The following is a 17,072-nucleotide window of genomic DNA, read 5'->3' on the forward strand; positions in this document are numbered from 1 at the left end:
CATGATGACCGTCGGCCAGCTGAGAGCCCGCGCATACGGGCTCGTCAAGCGCACCCCGCTCGGCCCCTACATCAACAACTGTCCGCCCATCAGGATCGGGCCCGAGCGGCTCTATGTCTGGACCCATGTCCTGATGCAGACGCGCGACGTGCCCGGAGACGTCGTCGAAGTCGGCTGTTCACTGGGCGGCACCGCGATCTGGAGCGAGCGGATGCTGCGGCAGGCGGGCACGCCCAAGAAGTACGTCGCCATCGACACCTTCAGCGGTTTCGTGCCCGAGCAGTTCAGCGCGGATGTCGGCCTGGGCACGCCGGAGCGGCTGCGGCGGACCTTCGACTTCATCTCGCTGCCCGCCGTGCGGCGCTCGGCCCGCACCCTGGGCGCGCCGGACGTCCAGTTCGTGCAGGGGGACATCGTGCGCCTGCCGGCCGAGGAGCTGCCCCCGGAGATCTCCGCCTGCCTGATCGACGTCGACCTCTCACAGCCGGTGTACGCCGCCTTGGAGAAGGTGTGGCCACGCCTCGCGCCGGGCGGTGTCATCGTCGTGGACGACTGTCCCCCGGGCGACGACTACAAGGCGCGGCTCGGCTACCAGAAGTTCGCCGCCGAGCACGGCCTGGTGGAGCGGTATGTCCTGGGGATGGGTGTGCTCACCGGGCCCAGTGCCGATATCGACTTCGGGCACGCGGAGAGCACCCCGACGACCGAGGAGAGCGCGGGATGAGGGTCGCTCTCGTCCACAGCTTCTATACCGGGCGCTGGCCCTGCGGCGAGAACGAAGCCGTCCGGGACCAGCAGCGGGCGCTGGAGGCAGCCGGCCACCATGTCACGGTGGTGGGCGCCCACACCGACGAGCTCAGCGGCGGGCCGCTCTACCCGGTGCGGGCCGCGCTGCGCGTCGCGAGCGGGCGCGGCCATCACCCGCTGGACGACCTGCGCCGCGTCCAGCCGGACATCGTGCACGTCCACAATCTCTTCCCCAACTACGGACACGACTGGCTGGACCGCTGGGACGGCCCGTTGGTGGTCACGCAGCACAACTTCCGCCCCCTGTGCGTGGGCGGCAACCTCCTCAAGGACGGCGTGCCCTGCACGCGCTGCCCCGACGGCGACCGCTGGGCGGGCCTGCACCACGGCTGCTACCGCGGCTCGCGGCTCGCCAGCCTGCCCCTGGCCCTGGCCAACCGGCACGGGGCGGCCGGGCATCCGCTGCTGCGCCGCGCGGACCGTGTGGTGGTCCTCTCGGAGCGTTCCCGGCTGACCTATCTGCGCGCCGGCGTTCCCGAGCGGAAGCTGGCGCTCGTGCTCAACTCCGTACCGGCGGTGTCCGTCGACGGGGCGCGGGAATACCGCGACGCCTGGCTGTATGTGGGCCGCCTCAACGCGCAGAAGGGCATCCTCGGCCTGCTCAAACGCTGGCCCGCCGGGGAGCCGCTCGATGTCGTCGGCGACGGCGAACTGGCCTCGGCCTGCTGGGCGGCGGCGCCGGACTCGGTCCGCTTCCTCGGCCGTCTCGACCGGGCCGCCGTACGCCAGGTGATGCTCCGGCGGCGCGGCCTGGTCTTCCCCAGCGTGTCACCGGAGGCCTCCTGCTCGCTGACCTGCACGGAGGCGTTCGCGTCCAGCCTTCCGGTGCTCGCCATGGACGGCACGGTGGCCGCCGACACCGTCCGGGCCCACGGCACGGGCGCGGTCATGACCGTCAAGGACCCGCTCGCGCCGACGCTGCGCGAGGCCACCCGACGCTTCCCCGAACTGCGCGATCAGTGCCTGCGCACGTATGAGACGCACTTCAGCGAGCACGTCTGGCAACGGCGTATGACGCGGCTTTACGACGAGGTCCTCGCCGAAAGCGGCCGAGTCGGCGCGGCGGCGAGGGTGTCGTGAGCGGAGCACGGGCCAGGGTGGTGGTGGTCCAGCCGTATCTGGCGGGCTATCGCGTGCCGCTGTTCCGGCGGATGACCGCGGACCTCGCGGCGCACGGCATCGAGCTGGTCGTGGCCCACGGCGCGCCGCACGGCGACCAGGCCCGGCGCGCAGACGCGGCCCGACTCGAAGGGGCCGTGCCCCTGCGCCAGCGGGAACTGCCCCTGCCCGGCGGGCGCACCCTGGTCCGGCGCCACCTGGGCGAACTCGCCCGTGACTGCGATGCGTTGGTCCTGGAGCATGCCTTGTACGCTGCTGAGTCGTACGCCCCTCTGCTGCGGGGCACGCGCGGTGCGGGCCCGCGGGTTGCCCTGTGGGGCCACGGCGATCCGCACACACGTCGCGCCGTGCCCCTGGCCGGGGCCGTCAAGGCCTGGGCCGCGCGGCGGGCGGACTGGTACTTCGCGTATACGGAGAGCGGGCGCCGGGCGGCCCTGCGCTGGGGGGTGCGCGAGGATCGGGTCACGGTGCTGCGGAACACGGTGGACACGGACGAGCTGACCACGGCGTACGCGGCGGTGGAAGCCGAGGATCTGGTCCGGCTCCGTGCCCGCCACCGGCTCTGTCCCGGCCGCACCGCCTGGTACATCGGCGGTCTGGACGCGCCCAAACGCATCCCGTTCCTGCTGGCGGCGGCCCGCATCGTCGCCGAGCTACTGCCGGGCTTCCGACTGCTGGTGGCCGGAGACGGGGCGCAGCGTTCCCTGGTCGAGGCGGCGGCGGCCGAACCGGGCAGCCCTGTCGTCGCGCTCGGTACGGTCACGTCCGCCACGGCGAAGGCCCGGTACGGGGCGGTGTCCGACGTCATGCTGATGCCCGGCCGGGTCGGTCTGTGCGCGGTGGATTCCTTCGTCCTGGGCACCCCGCTGGTCACCACCGCCTGGCCGTACCACAGTGTCGAGTTCGACTATGTGGCCGACGGCCGCACCGCGGTGGTCGTCCGCGGCGACGAGAGGGCGTACGCCCAGGAGGTCGCCGCCCTGCTCGTGGACCGTCCCCGGGTCGAGGGCCTGCGCCGGGCGTGCCGTGCGGAGGCCGCCCGGTACACGATCGACGGGATGAGCCATCGGTTCTCAACGGGGCTGCGGGGCCTTCTGGTCTGACCTCCGGCCACCGCCTCCGGCGTAGCCGCGCCGCTCGGCCACACGGAACGCCGGTACGCCCCGCCGCCCCAGCCACAACGCACCCGCGCACGGCCCCAGGGCGAGCAGCCCAAGGCCGAGGGCGCTCACGGAACGCTCTCCGCGAGTGGCGTACCAGCTCACGAGGAACAGGCCCGCGCCGATCCCGGCGTGCACCGTGTGCGCCCAGAGCAGCGCCCGCACCCGCAGCACGCGATCACGTCGCCAGCACGCCACTTGCACGGCGTGCCCCGCTGCCGGTCCCGCCGCCATGGCCAGCGCGCACCACGTCACGCTCTCGCGTGCGGCGGCGACGGCGAGCACCGGGAGGCTCGCGGTGACCATCGCGGCCTGTGCGGCGACGATGGCCCGCGGGGCGTGCCGGATCTGGTCAAGGGCCAGGCCGCTGTAGCAGATCAGGCAGAGTCCGGCGGCCGTGCTCAGCCAGGGGACGAGGGCGACCGCGGGCTCCCAGCCGGGGCCGAGCAGCAGGCCGAGCGCGGTGGGGCCGAGCCCGGCGGTCACGCCGAAGACGCCCAGGGCGAGGGCGGAGGCCGCGCACACCACGTCGTCCACGTCCCGGTGCGGCAGGAGCCGTCGTCCGGGGTGGTGCTCGTCGGGCCGCCCGCTGTCGGCGAGCCGGGGCGCGACCGCTCGGGCAAGCCCTTGGTTGAGGACGGTCAGCGGCAGCACGACGAAATTCTGTGCGCGGGAGAAGTAGCCGACCACGGCGGGTCCCAGCAAGGCCGCGCAGCCCACCGGCAGCTGCGAGACAGCGGAGCTGACGAAGGAGGTGGAACCGAAGAAGCTGGAGAGGCCGAGGAGTTGGCGGACGCCGACGGCCGGCCCGTCGGGCAGCGGGCCGCCGCCCGACAGCATGCGGTGGGCGATGAGCAGACAGACCGCGCCGTTGACCGGCCAGGCCATGGCGAGACCGTAGGGACTCCAGCCCGCGAGCAGCAGCGCCGCGCCCGCCGTCGAACCCGCCAGCTGCCCTCCCGTTTCGGCGAGGACCGCCGACTGTGCGCGCCCCAGACGCCGCAGGGCGGCGCACAGCGTGACGGCCACCGCGGTGAGCGGGAACTGGAGGACGAGAAGCCGCAGCAGGGGGACCGTGTCGGCGATGCCGAACAGGCCGCCCACCAAGGCGGCGGCCAGCTGCACGGTCGCGCAGCACACCAGGCCGCTGCCGACGGCGACACGCAGCGCGGTACGGAGCAGGGAGCGGGTCAGGGTGTCCGCGCGCAGCAGGCAGACCGCCATGCCGTTGCCCGCGAAGTAGGAGAGGAGGGTCGTCAGGGTGAGGGCCAGCGCGTAGGCACCGAACTGGCCCGGGGCGACCAGGCGCGCGGTGAGGGCGGTGTAGCCGAGCTGGACGAGGAACGCGGCGGCGGAACCTCCGTAGTTCCACAGGAGGTTGCGCGAGGTGCTGGCGGATGCGGCCGGCATGGGTGCGGTTCAGTGGGCGCCGCGCGCGGCGAGTACGACGGGCAGGGTGCGGGCGAGGATCTTCAGGTCGAGGCGGACCGACCAGTGCCGTACATAGTGCAGGTCGAGCCGGACCATCTCCTCCCAGGACAGCTCGGAGCGGCCGCTGACCTGCCAGAGACCGGTGAGCCCGGGCAGCACGTCGAGGCGGGCACGGGCCGGGCCGGTGTACCCGGAGTCCTCGACGGGCAGGGGCCGCGGACCGACCAGGGACATGTCGCCGCGTACGACGTTGACCAGTTGCGGCAGTTCGTCCAGGGACAGGAGGCGCAACTGCCGTCCGACGCGTGTGACGCGCGGGTCGTCGCGGATCTTGAACAGCCCGCCGCCGGATTCGTTCCGCGCCGCGAGGGCGGCCCGCTGGGCGTGTGCCCCTTGCCGCATGGTGCGGAACTTGAGCATGTCGAAGGTCTGACCGCCGTGGCCCGTGCGCCGCTGCCGGTAGAGCACGCCGCCCGGTGAACTCACCGCCACCACCAGGGAGATGACGAGGAGAAGGGGAGCTGTGGCGATCAGCAGCAGTACCGCGCCGGTGAGGTCGATCAGGCGCTTGACGCGGGGGACGGGAGGCGCCGGGGAGCAGTACATGGCAGTGGTCTTTCCTGGAGTGGCTGGAGTGGGAGGGGTGGCGCTCCGGTGGGGGCCATCAGCAGGGCGCAGACCAGCAGAGAGGTGAGCGCGGTCGGAACCCACAGGCCGGTGCCGGACAGCGGGACCTCGGTGACGCCCACGACGGCCGTCATGGTGAGCCACGCCGCGGAGAGTCCCGCGGTGGCGCCGAAGGAGCGGACGGCGAGCCGCACGGCGGCCACCGCGAAGAGCAGCAGCCCGGCGGCGCCCACAAGGCCGCTGGTGGCCAGGACTTGAAGCAGCTGGTTGTGGGCGTGGCCGAAGGCGCCGCCCACGGGTGAGAGCGGGTCGGTGAACAGCCGGGGGCCGTAGCCGAGGAGCGGGTGCGCCTCGAACGCCTCCCGTGCGGCACGCCACGGCAGATGGCGGCCGTGCAGCGAGCCGATGTCCCCGCTGCCGGCCGCTCGCGCCGCGGCGGCGACGGCTCCGGGCACCGGCAGCGCCAGGCCGACGGCGGCGCCCACGCCCAGCGTGCGGGCCAGGAGCGGGTGCAGCATCCGGTGGGCACCGGGCCGGTGCAGCAGGAGCAGGCCAAGGACGCAGGCCAGCCAGGACGTCCGGGACTGCGTCAGGAGCAGGACCGTGGCGGCGGCAGCGGCGTGCAGCGGCCACAGCCGGGCCCTGCGCAGCGGCACGCACTCGGCGGCGAGCGCGAACGCCGCCAGCGGGCCCAGCAGGTTGGGGTGCAGTCCGGTGCCCATGAACCGGCCGGGCAGGAAGCCGAGGCGCAGCTCGGCCGTGTCGGGATACCCGAAGGTCTCGGCCGTACCGAAGAGCGCGAGGGCGGCCAACGCGCCCCACGTGTAGGCGCGCAGGATGCCCCGCAGGTGCGGCAGTACGTCACCGGGGGCCGGGCGGGGCGCCAGGCACAGGGCGATCGTCACCAGCAGCGGCAGCCACAGGTCCCACCGCCCGGCGCCGCCGCTGCGGCCGGTCAGCGCGGACAGCAGCCGCGCCCCGTACAGCACGGCCAGGCCGACGGCGAGGGTGCCGCAGAAGGCCGCGGCGCTCCGGCCCCGGCGGGCGAGTGCGCATCCCAGCACGGCGGTTGTGACCAGCAGCGGGACGAGGAGCAGGGCGAGCAGCTGCGCCGGAGGGGAGGCGCCCAGGCCGAGACTCTCGGCGGCTGCCGGGCTTCCCCATGCACGGCGTACGCTCCACACCTTCGGCGGCTCGTACACACCGCTGAGCACCAGCGCGCTGAGCCCGGCCGGGGCGACCCCGACGATCCACAGGACCACGATCCGCAGCCGTACGGCGAGCACCTCGTTCACACGCGTTCCACGAGGCTGGGGGCCACCACAGGAGCAGGACCCCCGGAACGCGGGGGAATCACCCTCACGGTGCCGCGCCGGGCGACGGTCACCACCGTGATCAGGACAAACGCCAGCAGGACGTTCGGCGACAAACCGTCCGAGCGCAGCGGCACTTCGGTGACACAGAAGACGAGCGTCATCACGGCGAGCGCCGGCGCCAGACCGCAACTGGCCCGTCTCGCACGAGAGGCGGCCCGCAGCAGGACGGCGACGAAGCAGACCAGCGCGGCGGCGCCGAGCAGTCCGGCCGTGGCGAGGGTATGGATCACCTGGCTGTGGCCGTGCGAGAAGGCGCCGCCCGCCGGGGACCCGACGTCGTGGTAGAAGCGTGGCCCCCACCCGGTCAGAGGGTTCGCGCGAAAGGCCCGCAGCCCCGTCTCCCACGGCACGGTGCGCCCGTGCAGGGTGGCCACCTCGTCGGAGAACAGGGCGCTGGTGACGGAGGCGGTCGCGCCCGGGGTGAGCAGCAGCAGGCCAGTGCCGAGCACGGCCAGCAGTCCGCAGGTGAGCCCGCGTGAGAGCAGGGTCGGCGGACGGCCGGGACGGTAGAGGAGCAGCAGGCCGAGCAGGGCGGCGACCCAGCCGGTGCGCGACTGGCTGAGGCCGAGCACGAGGACCGCAGCAGCGGCGTGCAGGGGCCAGGGACGGGCGCGCGCGATCGGGGTGACCTCGACGACGAGGGCGACGCCCGCCAGCATGCCGAGCAGGATCGGATGCCCGGCGACACCGCCGAGCCGCTCGCCGTCGAGCCAGCCCATGTTGAACAGGCCGTTCCCGTTGGCTTCGGTGACCTGCTCACGGATCAGGACGAGGGAGAGCAGACTGCCCCAGGTGTAGATGCGCAGGATCCGGCGCATGCGGGGAAGCAGACCGTCGAGCCCGTACGAGGGCGCGTACCGGAGCAGTGCGAGCAGCACCATCGGCAGCCACAGCCACCAGTCGCCGAATCCGCCGTGTCCGGTCAGCAGCGCCGACACCAGCGGCGCCGCGTAGAGACCGCAAGCGGCGGCCAGGACTCCGCTGCTCGGGCGCGGACAGCGCACGCCCCTCCAGTCGTGCGCCCATCGCGCGATGACCAACGCCAGGACCACCGCGGCCAAGAGCGCGGCGAGAGAGGAGCGGCCCGGGTTGACGTACTCCCAGGCGCGTGGGACGCCCCAGCGTCCCTGTGGTGGGGGGACGAACGGATGGCAGAACTCCCGGTCGAGGAAGACCACGGCCGGGGCGGCGCCGACGATTAAGAGGGCAAGACCGAAGATGCGGTCGGAGCCTCCCTCACCGCCGTCACGCCGTCTGCCTTCCATGATCAACCGGATATAGCAGATGGGGTCCTCGGCGTCCTGCATCCCGGCCATGTCCAACCGCCACTCGCGTGAATAAACAGATGTTTCCGTGTTGACGGGTGGTGTCACCGTCCATGGGTTATTTGTCACCGTCCATGGGCTGTTCGTCATCGTCCATGGGTTGTTCGTCATCGCCCTCGCACGAGGCAGCCCAAGGGAACACGAGCTTGGGCCACAGCGGAGCGAGAGCGCACGAGAGATGAGGATTCCTGATGAGAGCGGTAGTGACCGGCGGCGCAGGATTCATCGGCGCACACCTGTGCGAGAGGCTGCTGGATTCCGGCTTCGACGAACTGCTCTGCCTGGACAATTTCCTGACAGGGCGTCCAGAGAATGTCGAGTCATTAGTCGGGCGCCCGGGATTCCAGCTCATCAACTGTGACGTCAGCGAGCCCTTGGACGTGATCGGCGAGACCGACCTGGTCCTCCACTTCGCCTCCCCCGCCTCCCCCGCCGACTATCTGCGCCACCCCCTGCAGACGCTGCGGGTGGGCGCCGAGGGCACCCGCCGCATGCTCGACCTCGCGACCCGCACGGGCGCCCGATTCGTCCTGGCCTCCACCTCGGAGACGTACGGAAATCCGCAGGTCCATCCGCAGCCGGAGACGTACTGGGGACATGTGAACCCCATCGGCCCGCGGAGCTGCTACGACGAGGCGAAACGATTCGCCGAGGCGACCACGATGGCCTACCGCCGCAGCCGCGGAACGGACGCCTCGATCGTCCGAATCTTCAACACCTACGGCCCGCGGATGCGCGCCGGAGACGGCCGGGTGGTCCCCAACCTCATCCACCAGGCGCTGAACGGTCTGCCCCTGACGGTGTCCGGGGACGGCAGCCAGACGCGATCGCTCTGCTACATCGACGATCTCGTCGAAGGGATCGTCCGCATGGCCGAATCCGATGCCGCGGGCCCCATCAATCTGGGCAACCCCGAAGAGGTCAGCATGCTGGAACTGGCCCATCTCATCCGCGACATGACCGGCACGGACTCCGACATCGTCTCCATCCCGCTGCCCCAGGACGACCCGGAGCGGCGCCAACCCGTCGTCAGCAGGGCACAGGCGCTGCTCGGCTGGACCCCGCGTGTCCCGCTCGTCGAGGGCATGGACCGCACCATCAGGTGGTTCGCCGGACAAGGTGCCACGCAGCTCCAGGCCGCGACGCTGGCAGCGCCCAGGGGGTGAAGCGGGCGGCACTCCGGGGCGTGGCACGAGGAGGCACCGCTACGGCTGCCTTACCGTCCGACACGTGCTCGCCCAGAGATGGCACAAGGCGGCGAAGCCTCCCCGAAACCCTTCTCAAACCGTCTTGAACTCCCTTGAACCTCCTTGAACCTCCTGAACGCCCCTATCCATTCTGAACCCTTCTGAACGCGGAAGCGAAGGCTGGACTCCGGTGAATCTGCACGAATTTCTCCGCACGCTGCGCCGCCGCTGGCGCATCGTCGTGGTCTCCACCTTGCTCGGCCTGGCCGCCGGTGCCGCGCTGACCTCGGCGATCACCCCCGAATACGAGGCCACCACGCGTCTGTTCGCCGCGCCACAGGGCGCCGACACCATGGCCGAGCGCTCCCAGTACGCGAACGTCGCGACCCAACGCGTCCAGTCGTACGCGAAGATCGTCGCGAGCCCTCGCTTCACCGAACCCATCGTGAAGAAGTTCGGCCTGGCGGACACGCCGGCGGAGTTCGCCGACCGGGTGACCGCCGAGGCACCCCCGTACTCCGTCCTGCTCGACATCACCGTGCGCGACGGCAACGCCGAGGCCGCAGCCCGCATGGCGGACGCCCTCGCGAAAGAGTTCAGGAAGCAGATGATGCTCCTGGAGACTCCCGAGCAGCGGCTCACGAAAGAGGAGCAGGCCAAGCAGGAGGAGGAGGCCCGCGCCCGTGGAGAAGAGCTGCCCGAGGGCCCGCAGCCGGATCCGCTGACCCGGCTCGAAGTGATCAGCGCCGCGCAGGTGCCCGAGGAGGCCACCAGCCCCCGGCCGCTGCTCAACATCCTCGGCGGACTGCTCACCGGACTGTTCGCCGGGGCGATCCTCGCCGTGGTGCGCGAGAGCCTGGACACCACGGTGGGCGACACCGCGGCGCTCGCCGCCGCGGCCGGACTTCCGGTGCTCGGCGCCATCCCCTACGACCGCAGGGCGCACCAGCGCCCCCTGGCGATGACCCGCGACGCGTACGGAGAACGGGCCGAGGCCATCCGACTGGTGCGCGCCGGGCTGCAGTTCGCGCGGATCGACCAGCAGGCGGGCACCATCCTGGTGACCAGCGCGGGGCCCGATGAGGGCAAGAGCTCCTTCGCCGCGAATCTCGCGGTGGCCCTGGCCGAGGCCGGGGGCCGGGTCTGCCTGGTCGACGGCGATCTGCGGCGCCCGTCGGTCGCCCGTACCTTCGGACTCGTCGAAAGCGCCGGTCTGACGACCGTGCTGATCGGCCGCGCCTCGGTGGACGAGGTCCTGCAGAACACCGACAGCGACGGTCTCTCCGTCCTCACCAGCGGTGAGCTGCCGCCCAACCCGGCCGAGATGCTCGCCTCGCCGCGCATGCAGGAGGTACTGACGGAACTCACGGAACGCTTCGACACGGTCGTCGTCGACAGCGCGCCCGTCCTCAACGTCGCCGACACCACCAGCCTCGCCGCGTACGCCGACGGAACCGTCCTGGTGGTCCGCGCGGGCATCACCCCGCGCCGCCGCATCGAGGAGGCCGTCGCGGCCCTGCGCGCGGTCGGCACTCCGGTCCTCGGCGCGGTCCTGTCGATGGCGCGGATCCCCAAGGACCAGAAGTACGGGTACGACGACGGCACGCTCCGGCAACGGCTCGCTCCCGCCGACCGACCGCTGTCGGAGAGCTTGCGGTGAGCGCCGCCACCGAGCAGGACGAGGAAACCCGGTCGGCCGGAGTGCGCCAGCGGGCCCTGTGCGCGGCCGTGCGGGCCGGGCGGCGTGCCGTCCACGGCACCCCTTTGCAGGGCAGCGGCCTCACCACGTCGCTGTCGGCGGCGCTGCACCGCATCGCCTTCCCCTCCCGCGGGAAACGGGTGCGAGTGCCTTACCGGGGACTGTGGTTCACCATGGCGGACGGGGAGCGCTGCACGGCGGCGGGGCTGCTCTCCGGCCGCCACGAACAGCTGGCACTGGACCTCTTCGAGACCTTCTCGGCGCACGCATCACACGTCCTCGACATCGGTGCGAGCATCGGCCTCTACGCCTGCTCCGGAGCCGCCGCGCTGCCGTCGTCCGGCCGCTTGACCGCCTTCGAGCCGGTGCCCGCCAACCTCCGTGCCCTGCGCCGGAATCTGACGCTCAACGAGTGCGCGGACCGGGTACGTGTCGAAGCCGTCGCGGTCGGCGCGGGCCCCGGCCAGCTGACGCTGCACCTGTCGGGCGTCAACAGCGGCGGCCACACCGCAGGCACCGCGGGCCATGCGCCGAGCGGCGAGACGGTGACCGTTCCCCGGGTCGACGTCGACTCGTACCTGATCGCCCAAGGCCTGCCCGCGCCGGACGTGATGAAGATCGACGTCGAGGGATACGAGGCTCATGTGCTCGAAGGCGCCGCCCATACCGTGGCGCGGTCCGGCGCCGCGCTCTTCGTCGAGTACCTGCCGTCGCAGATCCGCGGCTGCGGATCGCGCCCCGGTGACGTACTGGACGCGCTGTACGAGGACGGCCGCCGCGTCTACGTCATCGACGAACACTGCCGGCAAGTACGGCGTGCCGAGGCCGCGGACTTGAGCCGCCTGCCGGGCGGTCATCCGCACGCGGCCAATCTGCTGTCCCTCGCGCGCACCGATCAGGAGCGGCTGCTGCCCGAGTCGGCACAGCTGTCGTGGGAATGCCCGGCAACGTAATGGGTTCTCGACCCGGCATCGTGATCGGCTCTCAACCCGCCTCCGGGTATGTGCTGTTCGTCTGTACGGGCAACATCTGCCGCTCGCCGCTGGCCGCGCGGCTGCTGACGGCCCGTGCGGACACGCCCGCCGTGAGCGCCGGCACCTCGGCCGTGCCGGGCTCGCCCATGGATCCGGCCATGAGCGACGAACTCGTGCGGCTCGGCGGCAATCCGGACCGGTTCGCGGCCCGGCGCCTCGATGCCCGCATGGTCGCCGGGGCTCGCCTCGTCCTGGGCCTGGCACGCGAACACCGGGAAGCGGCGGTGCGCCTGGCGCCCACGGCTCTCGCCCGCTGCTTCACGCTCGCCGAGTACATCCGCGTCGGACACGGCCCACGCACACCTGCCGCCCGCCCCGAGGACGACGACGTACTCGATCCGTACGGAAAGTCCCGGGCGTGTGCGCGGCGGTGCGCGGACCGGATCTCCGTCCTGGTCAACGGACTTGTCCCGCTGCTCGCGGAGCCGCCCGGCCGCCCCGGCGCCGTCCCCCATCTGCCGTATTCGGCGTAACCCGACCGGCCCCCGGGGCGTTTCCGTGCAGTATGCCCGCGCCGACCCCCATGGATACGCCTTGCCCCGGTTCAGTGTCATCGTCCCCGTGTACAAGGTGCGGGCGTATCTGCACGCATGCCTGGAGTCCGTCCTCGACCAGTCGTTCACGGACATCGAGCTGATCGCGGTCGACGACTGCTCACCGGATGCCTGCGGCGCGATCATCGACGAGTTCGCTGCCCGCGACAGCCGGGTCAAGTCCGTGCACCTCGCGGAGAACGTCGGCCTCGGCCGCGCCCGCAACGCCGGCATGGAGCACGCGTCCGGCGACTACCTGATCTTCCTCGACAGCGACGACACCCTCACCCCGGACGCCCTGCACGCCATCTCCGACCGCCTCAAGGAGACCGACGAGCCGGACGTCCTCGTCTACGACTACGCACGCAGCTACTGGTCCGGCGAGACCGTCCGCAACCAATTCACCGGCTTACTCACAGAAGAGGGCAAGGCCCCGTTCCAACTGAGCGACCGGCCCGCCCTGCTGCGGCTGCTGATGGTCGCCTGGAACAAGGCGTATCGCCGGGAGTTCATCGAGCGCGAGGGCTTCGTCTTCCCGCCGGGCCTGTACGAGGACACGCCCTGGACGTATCCGGTCCTGATGAAGGCGGGCACGATCGCCACGCTCGACCGGGTCTGCGTGCACTACCGGCAGCGGCGCCAGGGCAGCATCCTGGGCACCGCGACCCGCAGGCACTTCGAGATCTTCGACCAGTACGAGCGTGTCTTCGCGTTCTTGGACGCACACCCGGAGCTTTCGGCGCTCTGGCGGCCGGTGCTGTTCCGGCGGATGGTCGACCACTACTCGACGATCTTCATCAAGCGGAACCGGTTGCCGCGCGGCAGCCGCCCCGCGTTCCTGCGCAAGGCCCGCACCCACTACCGCCGCTACCGCGTCCCCGGCGCCCGCGTGCAGACCCGCACTCGGCTGCGGCACACCCTGGTACGCCTCGGCTCGCACCGCACCTACCGGACCCTGTGGACAGCCATGCGGGTGCGCAGCAGGGCCAGGCGGTACGCAGTCACCGCACGCCGCAAAGTCAGGGGCGCAGCGCTGCAGTTTCACTACCGGATCCAGCTGCGCCTGCCGGTGCGCGCCGACCGCGCGGTGTTCTCCTCCTACTGGGGGCGGGGCTACGGCTGCAACCCCGGCGCGCTTGAGGCCGCCGTACGCGAACACGCCCCGCACATCCGCACCGCCTGGATCACGGACTCACGTCACGATCACTCGGTGCCCACCGCCACCGCGCGCATCCGCCCCGGCACGGCCGCCTACTGGACCGCCCTTGCCCGCTCCAAGTACCTGGTCAACAACGTCAACTTCGACCGCAGACTGGTCAAACGACCCGGCCAGATCATGATCCAGACCCAGCACGGCACCCCCCTGAAGCTGATGGGCCTCGACCTCCAGGACCGCCCCGCCGCCGCCCGCGGCACCGACTTCGGGGCACTACTGAAGAACGTGGACAAATGGGACTACGTCCTGTCCGCCAACCGCCACTCCACACTCGTCTGGGAACGCGTCTACCCCGCCGCCTACACCACCCTCGAATACGGCTACCCGCGCAACGACATCTACCAGCGCGCCACCTCCGCCGACGTGGCCCGGCTCCGCGAAAGCCTCGGCATCCCCCGCGGCACGGTCGCCATCCTCTACGCGCCCACCCACCGCGACTACCGCACCACCCAGCTCCACACCCTCGACCTGGACCACCTCCTGCGCGCCCTCGGCCCCCGCTTCGTCGTCCTGTCCCGCGCCCACCACACCTACAAGGCACCCCTCGCCGCGACCTCCGGCCGCCTCATCGACGTCTCCGACCACCCCAGCATCGAATCCCTCTGCCTGGCCTCCGACGCCCTGGTCACCGACTACTCCTCCCTGATGTTCGACTACGCCAACCTCGACCGGCCCATCGTCCTGCACACCGAGGACCGGGAAGCCTACGAAGCCGCCCGCGGCACCTACTTCGACGTACGCACCTTCCCGCCCGGCGCCATCGCCCGCAGCCAGGACGAACTCACCGACATCTTCGTGTCGGGCCGCTGGTGCGCGTCGGATTCCGCGCAGCAACGGCAGGCGTTCCGGGAGAGGTTCTGTCCCCACGACGACGGACGCGCCGCGGAGCGTGTCGTGCGGCATGTGATGTGCGGCGAGAAGGGCCCGCGGCCTGTAGTCGTACCGCTCTCGGAGCGACAGCCCGCACCGGCGGCCCAGGCACTGGGCTCCCAGTCGTCCAAAGCTGACATCGACGAGCTGTCGCCGTCGGCCGCACGCCCGTTGCTGAGCACTCCGCCCGCCCAAGGGACCTGACATGCCTGAACTCTCAGCACCCGCGCCCACCCACGCCCGCGCGGCGGACGGCCTGGAGCCGCCGTCCACCGCAGCGCCCCCCTAGTCATTGCGTCACACCCCCCCCACAGAGGAACCGATCCCACGAGGAGGCAGCCTTGTCGCGCTTCACCATCATCGTCCCCACTCACGGCGTGCCGGGACGGCTCGCCGACTGCCTGGGCTCGGTGCTCGGACAGTCCTTCGCCGACTTCGAGTTAATCGCCGTCGTCGACACCACCGAAGGACCGGCTGACCTGTGCTCGTCGATCGTCGCCGAGCACGCAGGGCGCGACCCGCGCGTGCGCTGCACGCCCTCCCCGCCCAGCGGCGGACTGCCCGGAGCCCGGAACGCCGGGGTAGCGATGGCGAACGGCGAGTACGTGCTGTTCCTCGACGGCGACGACACGCTCACGCCGCGCGCACTGGCCACCATCGACGCACGGCTCGCCGAGACCGGTGAGCCCGATGTACTGCTCTTCGACCACGAACGTGTGCACTGGTCGGAGGGCTCCAAGGGCCCGGCCCTCCAGCGGCTCTGGAAGGACGCTCCGGCCGACACCTTCGCCGTGGAGCGGCACGCCGCGCTGCCGGACCCACTGGTGCCCGCCTTCAGTGGCGCCTACCGGCGGAGTTTCCTGACTGAGCATCAACTCTCTTTCGCGCCGGGCATGTTCACGGACACGGTGTGGGGCGTCTCGTGCGCGCTGCGCGCCGAGCGGATCGCTCTGCTCGACCGTGTCTGCGTACGCCATCTGCTGCGCAGGCAAGGAGCCCGGAACCGGGCAGCGGGCCCGCACCACATGGACCTGCTCGACCAGTTCGACCTCGCGATGACGGAGGCGGCCGCGCTGAAGCCGCCCGCGTCCGTGCTCACGCGGATCTTCCAGAGATTCACGCACGAGGTCCTCAAGACCGCGTCCATGCCCGCGCGGCTGCCGTCCGCGGTGCTGCGGCGGCGCTTCTTCCGCCAGGCCTCACGGCTGTACCGGAAGCACCGGCCCGCGGAGTTCCGGTGGCCTTCGGGACGTCTCGGGGCGCAGCACCGGCTGCTCGCATCGGGACAGTACGCCGTCTTCTGCACACTGCGCGGTGCGAAGAACAGGCTGTCCAGTGTGCTCGCCCCGCCGCTGCGGTACGCGGGGCGCCGCTGGCAGCAACACCGCCACCCCTACCGGGCCTTCCTCAAGCGGCCCGTCGACGACAACCTCGCCGTCTTCTCCGCGTACTGGGGGCGCGGCTACGCCTGCAACCCCGCCGCCATCCACGCCGCGGTCAAGCGCCTGGCCCCGCACATCAAAGCCGTCTTCCTCGTCGCCGACGCCCGCAGCGCCCGGCAGATGCCGGACGACGTGGAGTCCGTGCTGATCGGCAGCCGCCGCTACTGGGAGGTGATGGCCACCGCCAAGTACACCTTCAACAACGTCAACTTCGAGCCGGCGGTCAAGAAGCGCCCCGGCACCATCCATGTGCAGACCCAGCACGGCACACCGCTGAAGCGGATGGGCGTGGACCAGGTGGGCTTCCCCGCCGCTGCCGCCGCCGCGGGCCCGCTCGGCAAGCTCCTGGAGCGCGTGGACCGCTGGGACTTCAACATCTCCTCGAACCACCACTCGACCGAGATCTGGGAGCGCGCCTATCCGGGAGCGTACGAGAGCCTCAACGTCGGCTACCCGCGCAACGACGCCTACTACAGCGCGACGGCCGACGACGTGGCCGCCATCCGCAAACGGCTCGGCATCCCCGAGGGCAAGACGGCCGTCCTGTACGCACCCACCCACCGCGACTACCGCTCCGGATTCGTACCCCAGCTCAACCTGCCCGCCCTGTGCGACGGTCTCGGCGACGACTTCGTGGTGCTGATGCGCGCCCACCACTTCTACGACGGGCCGGCCAAGATGGAAGAAGCCGTGCGCTCCGGCAAGTTGATCGACGTGACGGAGACCCTCTCCCCGGAACACGTCTGCCTGGCGGCCGACGCGCTCATCACGGACTACTCGTCCATCATGTTCGACTACGCCAACCTCGACCGGCCGATCGTCGTGTACGCCGACGACTGGGACATCTACCGCGCGACCCGCGGCGTCTACTTCGACCTGCTCACCGAGCCGCCGGGCCTCGTCGCCCGCACCCAGGCCGATCTGGCGCGGATCTTCCGCAGCGGCGAGTGGGACGGGGAGCGGTCACGGCGACTGCGCGCCGCGTTCCGTGCCCGGTTCTGCGATCTGGACGACGGGCTCGCCGCGGAACGGGTGGTGCGGCGGGTGCTGCTCGGCGAGCCGGCCGGCAAGCTGCCGCCGGTCGTGCCGCTGAGCAAGCGGATCCCCGCGCCCGCCCCGATCCGTGTGCCGCAGCAACGGCCCGCCGCCGAGGGCGTCCCGCCGTACCACAGCTGAGCGGCCGGCGACCTGGGCCGCCCAGGCTCCGCATGCCGTGTGCGGCCGCCCGGCGCGCCGCCCGCACCCC

At 71.6% G+C, this 17,072-nt stretch carries 13 protein-coding genes; 9 read left to right on the forward strand and 4 right to left on the reverse strand.

Features of this window, described 5'->3' with window-relative positions; genetic code table 11:
* The first annotated feature begins 1 nt into the window (after window position 1).
* From ACIBKX_RS33090 to ACIBKX_RS33100, 3 genes are read left to right on the forward strand one after another with little or no spacing between them, the layout of a single operon-like run.
* The gene (locus ACIBKX_RS33090; protein ID WP_363276201.1) at window positions 2-724 is read left to right on the forward strand and encodes a TylF/MycF/NovP-related O-methyltransferase; all 723 of its coding nucleotides are present in this window, start codon (window positions 2-4) and stop codon (window positions 722-724) included.
* On the forward strand, window positions 721-1,887 hold the full coding sequence (locus ACIBKX_RS33095) for a glycosyltransferase family 4 protein (protein WP_363276200.1): 1,167 nt from the start codon (window positions 721-723) through the stop codon (window positions 1,885-1,887). Before ACIBKX_RS33090 ends, ACIBKX_RS33095 begins: the two co-directional genes overlap by 4 nt.
* On the forward strand, window positions 1,884-3,029 hold the full coding sequence (locus ACIBKX_RS33100) for a glycosyltransferase family 4 protein (RefSeq protein WP_363276199.1): 1,146 nt from the start codon (window positions 1,884-1,886) through the stop codon (window positions 3,027-3,029). Before ACIBKX_RS33095 ends, ACIBKX_RS33100 begins: the two co-directional genes overlap by 4 nt.
* Here the strand turns inward: ACIBKX_RS33100 and ACIBKX_RS33105 are convergent.
* Genes ACIBKX_RS33105 through ACIBKX_RS33120 form a run of 4 tightly spaced genes read right to left on the reverse strand, consistent with a single transcriptional unit; the run spans window position 3,000 to window position 7,836 of the window.
* Window positions 3,000-4,496 carry an oligosaccharide flippase family protein gene (locus tag ACIBKX_RS33105; protein WP_363276198.1) on the reverse strand — a complete coding sequence of 499 codons (1,497 nt, stop codon included), beginning with the start codon at window positions 4,494-4,496 and terminating at the stop codon, window positions 3,000-3,002. The two genes, ACIBKX_RS33100 and ACIBKX_RS33105, sit on opposite strands and share 30 nt — an antisense overlap.
* A gap of 9 nt (window positions 4,497-4,505) precedes the next feature.
* The gene (locus ACIBKX_RS33110) at window positions 4,506-5,123 is read right to left on the reverse strand and encodes a sugar transferase (protein ID WP_363276197.1); all 618 of its coding nucleotides are present in this window, start codon (window positions 5,121-5,123) and stop codon (window positions 4,506-4,508) included.
* Window positions 5,078-6,439, reverse strand: coding sequence for an O-antigen ligase family protein (locus ACIBKX_RS33115; RefSeq protein ID WP_363276196.1), 1,362 nt, complete (start codon window positions 6,437-6,439; stop codon window positions 5,078-5,080). Before ACIBKX_RS33115 ends, ACIBKX_RS33110 begins: the two co-directional genes overlap by 46 nt.
* Window positions 6,436-7,836, reverse strand: coding sequence for an O-antigen ligase family protein (locus ACIBKX_RS33120; protein WP_363276195.1), 1,401 nt, complete (start codon window positions 7,834-7,836; stop codon window positions 6,436-6,438). Before ACIBKX_RS33120 ends, ACIBKX_RS33115 begins: the two co-directional genes overlap by 4 nt.
* 200 nt (window positions 7,837-8,036) lie before the next feature.
* Between ACIBKX_RS33120 and ACIBKX_RS33125 the strand changes: the two genes are divergently transcribed.
* From ACIBKX_RS33125 to ACIBKX_RS33150, 6 genes are all read left to right on the forward strand, one after another.
* Complete coding sequence (locus tag ACIBKX_RS33125) at window positions 8,037-9,011, forward strand: UDP-glucuronic acid decarboxylase family protein (protein ID WP_363276194.1); 975 nt, start codon at window positions 8,037-8,039, stop codon at window positions 9,009-9,011.
* 211 nt (window positions 9,012-9,222) lie between these two features.
* Window positions 9,223-10,692 (forward strand): polysaccharide biosynthesis tyrosine autokinase, encoded by a 1,470-nt coding sequence (locus ACIBKX_RS33130; protein ID WP_363276193.1) that lies wholly within the window; start codon window positions 9,223-9,225, stop codon window positions 10,690-10,692.
* Window positions 10,689-11,684 (forward strand): FkbM family methyltransferase, encoded by a 996-nt coding sequence (locus ACIBKX_RS33135; RefSeq protein WP_363276192.1) that lies wholly within the window; start codon window positions 10,689-10,691, stop codon window positions 11,682-11,684. The genes ACIBKX_RS33130 and ACIBKX_RS33135 overlap by 4 nt, the downstream gene beginning before the upstream one ends.
* Window positions 11,684-12,238 (forward strand): low molecular weight phosphatase family protein, encoded by a 555-nt coding sequence (locus ACIBKX_RS33140; RefSeq protein ID WP_363276191.1) that lies wholly within the window; start codon window positions 11,684-11,686, stop codon window positions 12,236-12,238. The genes ACIBKX_RS33135 and ACIBKX_RS33140 overlap by 1 nt, the downstream gene beginning before the upstream one ends.
* A 61-nt stretch (window positions 12,239-12,299) precedes the next feature.
* Window positions 12,300-14,588, forward strand: a complete 2,289-nt coding sequence (locus ACIBKX_RS33145; protein WP_399376750.1) for a CDP-glycerol glycerophosphotransferase family protein — start codon at window positions 12,300-12,302, stop codon at window positions 14,586-14,588.
* A 137-nt stretch (window positions 14,589-14,725) separates the two neighbouring features.
* A complete protein-coding gene (locus tag ACIBKX_RS33150) occupies window positions 14,726-17,002 on the forward strand; it encodes a CDP-glycerol glycerophosphotransferase family protein (protein ID WP_363275834.1) in 2,277 nt (758 codons plus the stop codon).
* The last annotated feature ends 70 nt before the right edge of the window (window positions 17,003-17,072 follow it).

Source organism: Streptomyces sp. NPDC050658 (assembly GCF_044457025.1).
Classification (GTDB): Bacteria; Actinomycetota; Actinomycetes; order Streptomycetales; family Streptomycetaceae; genus Streptomyces.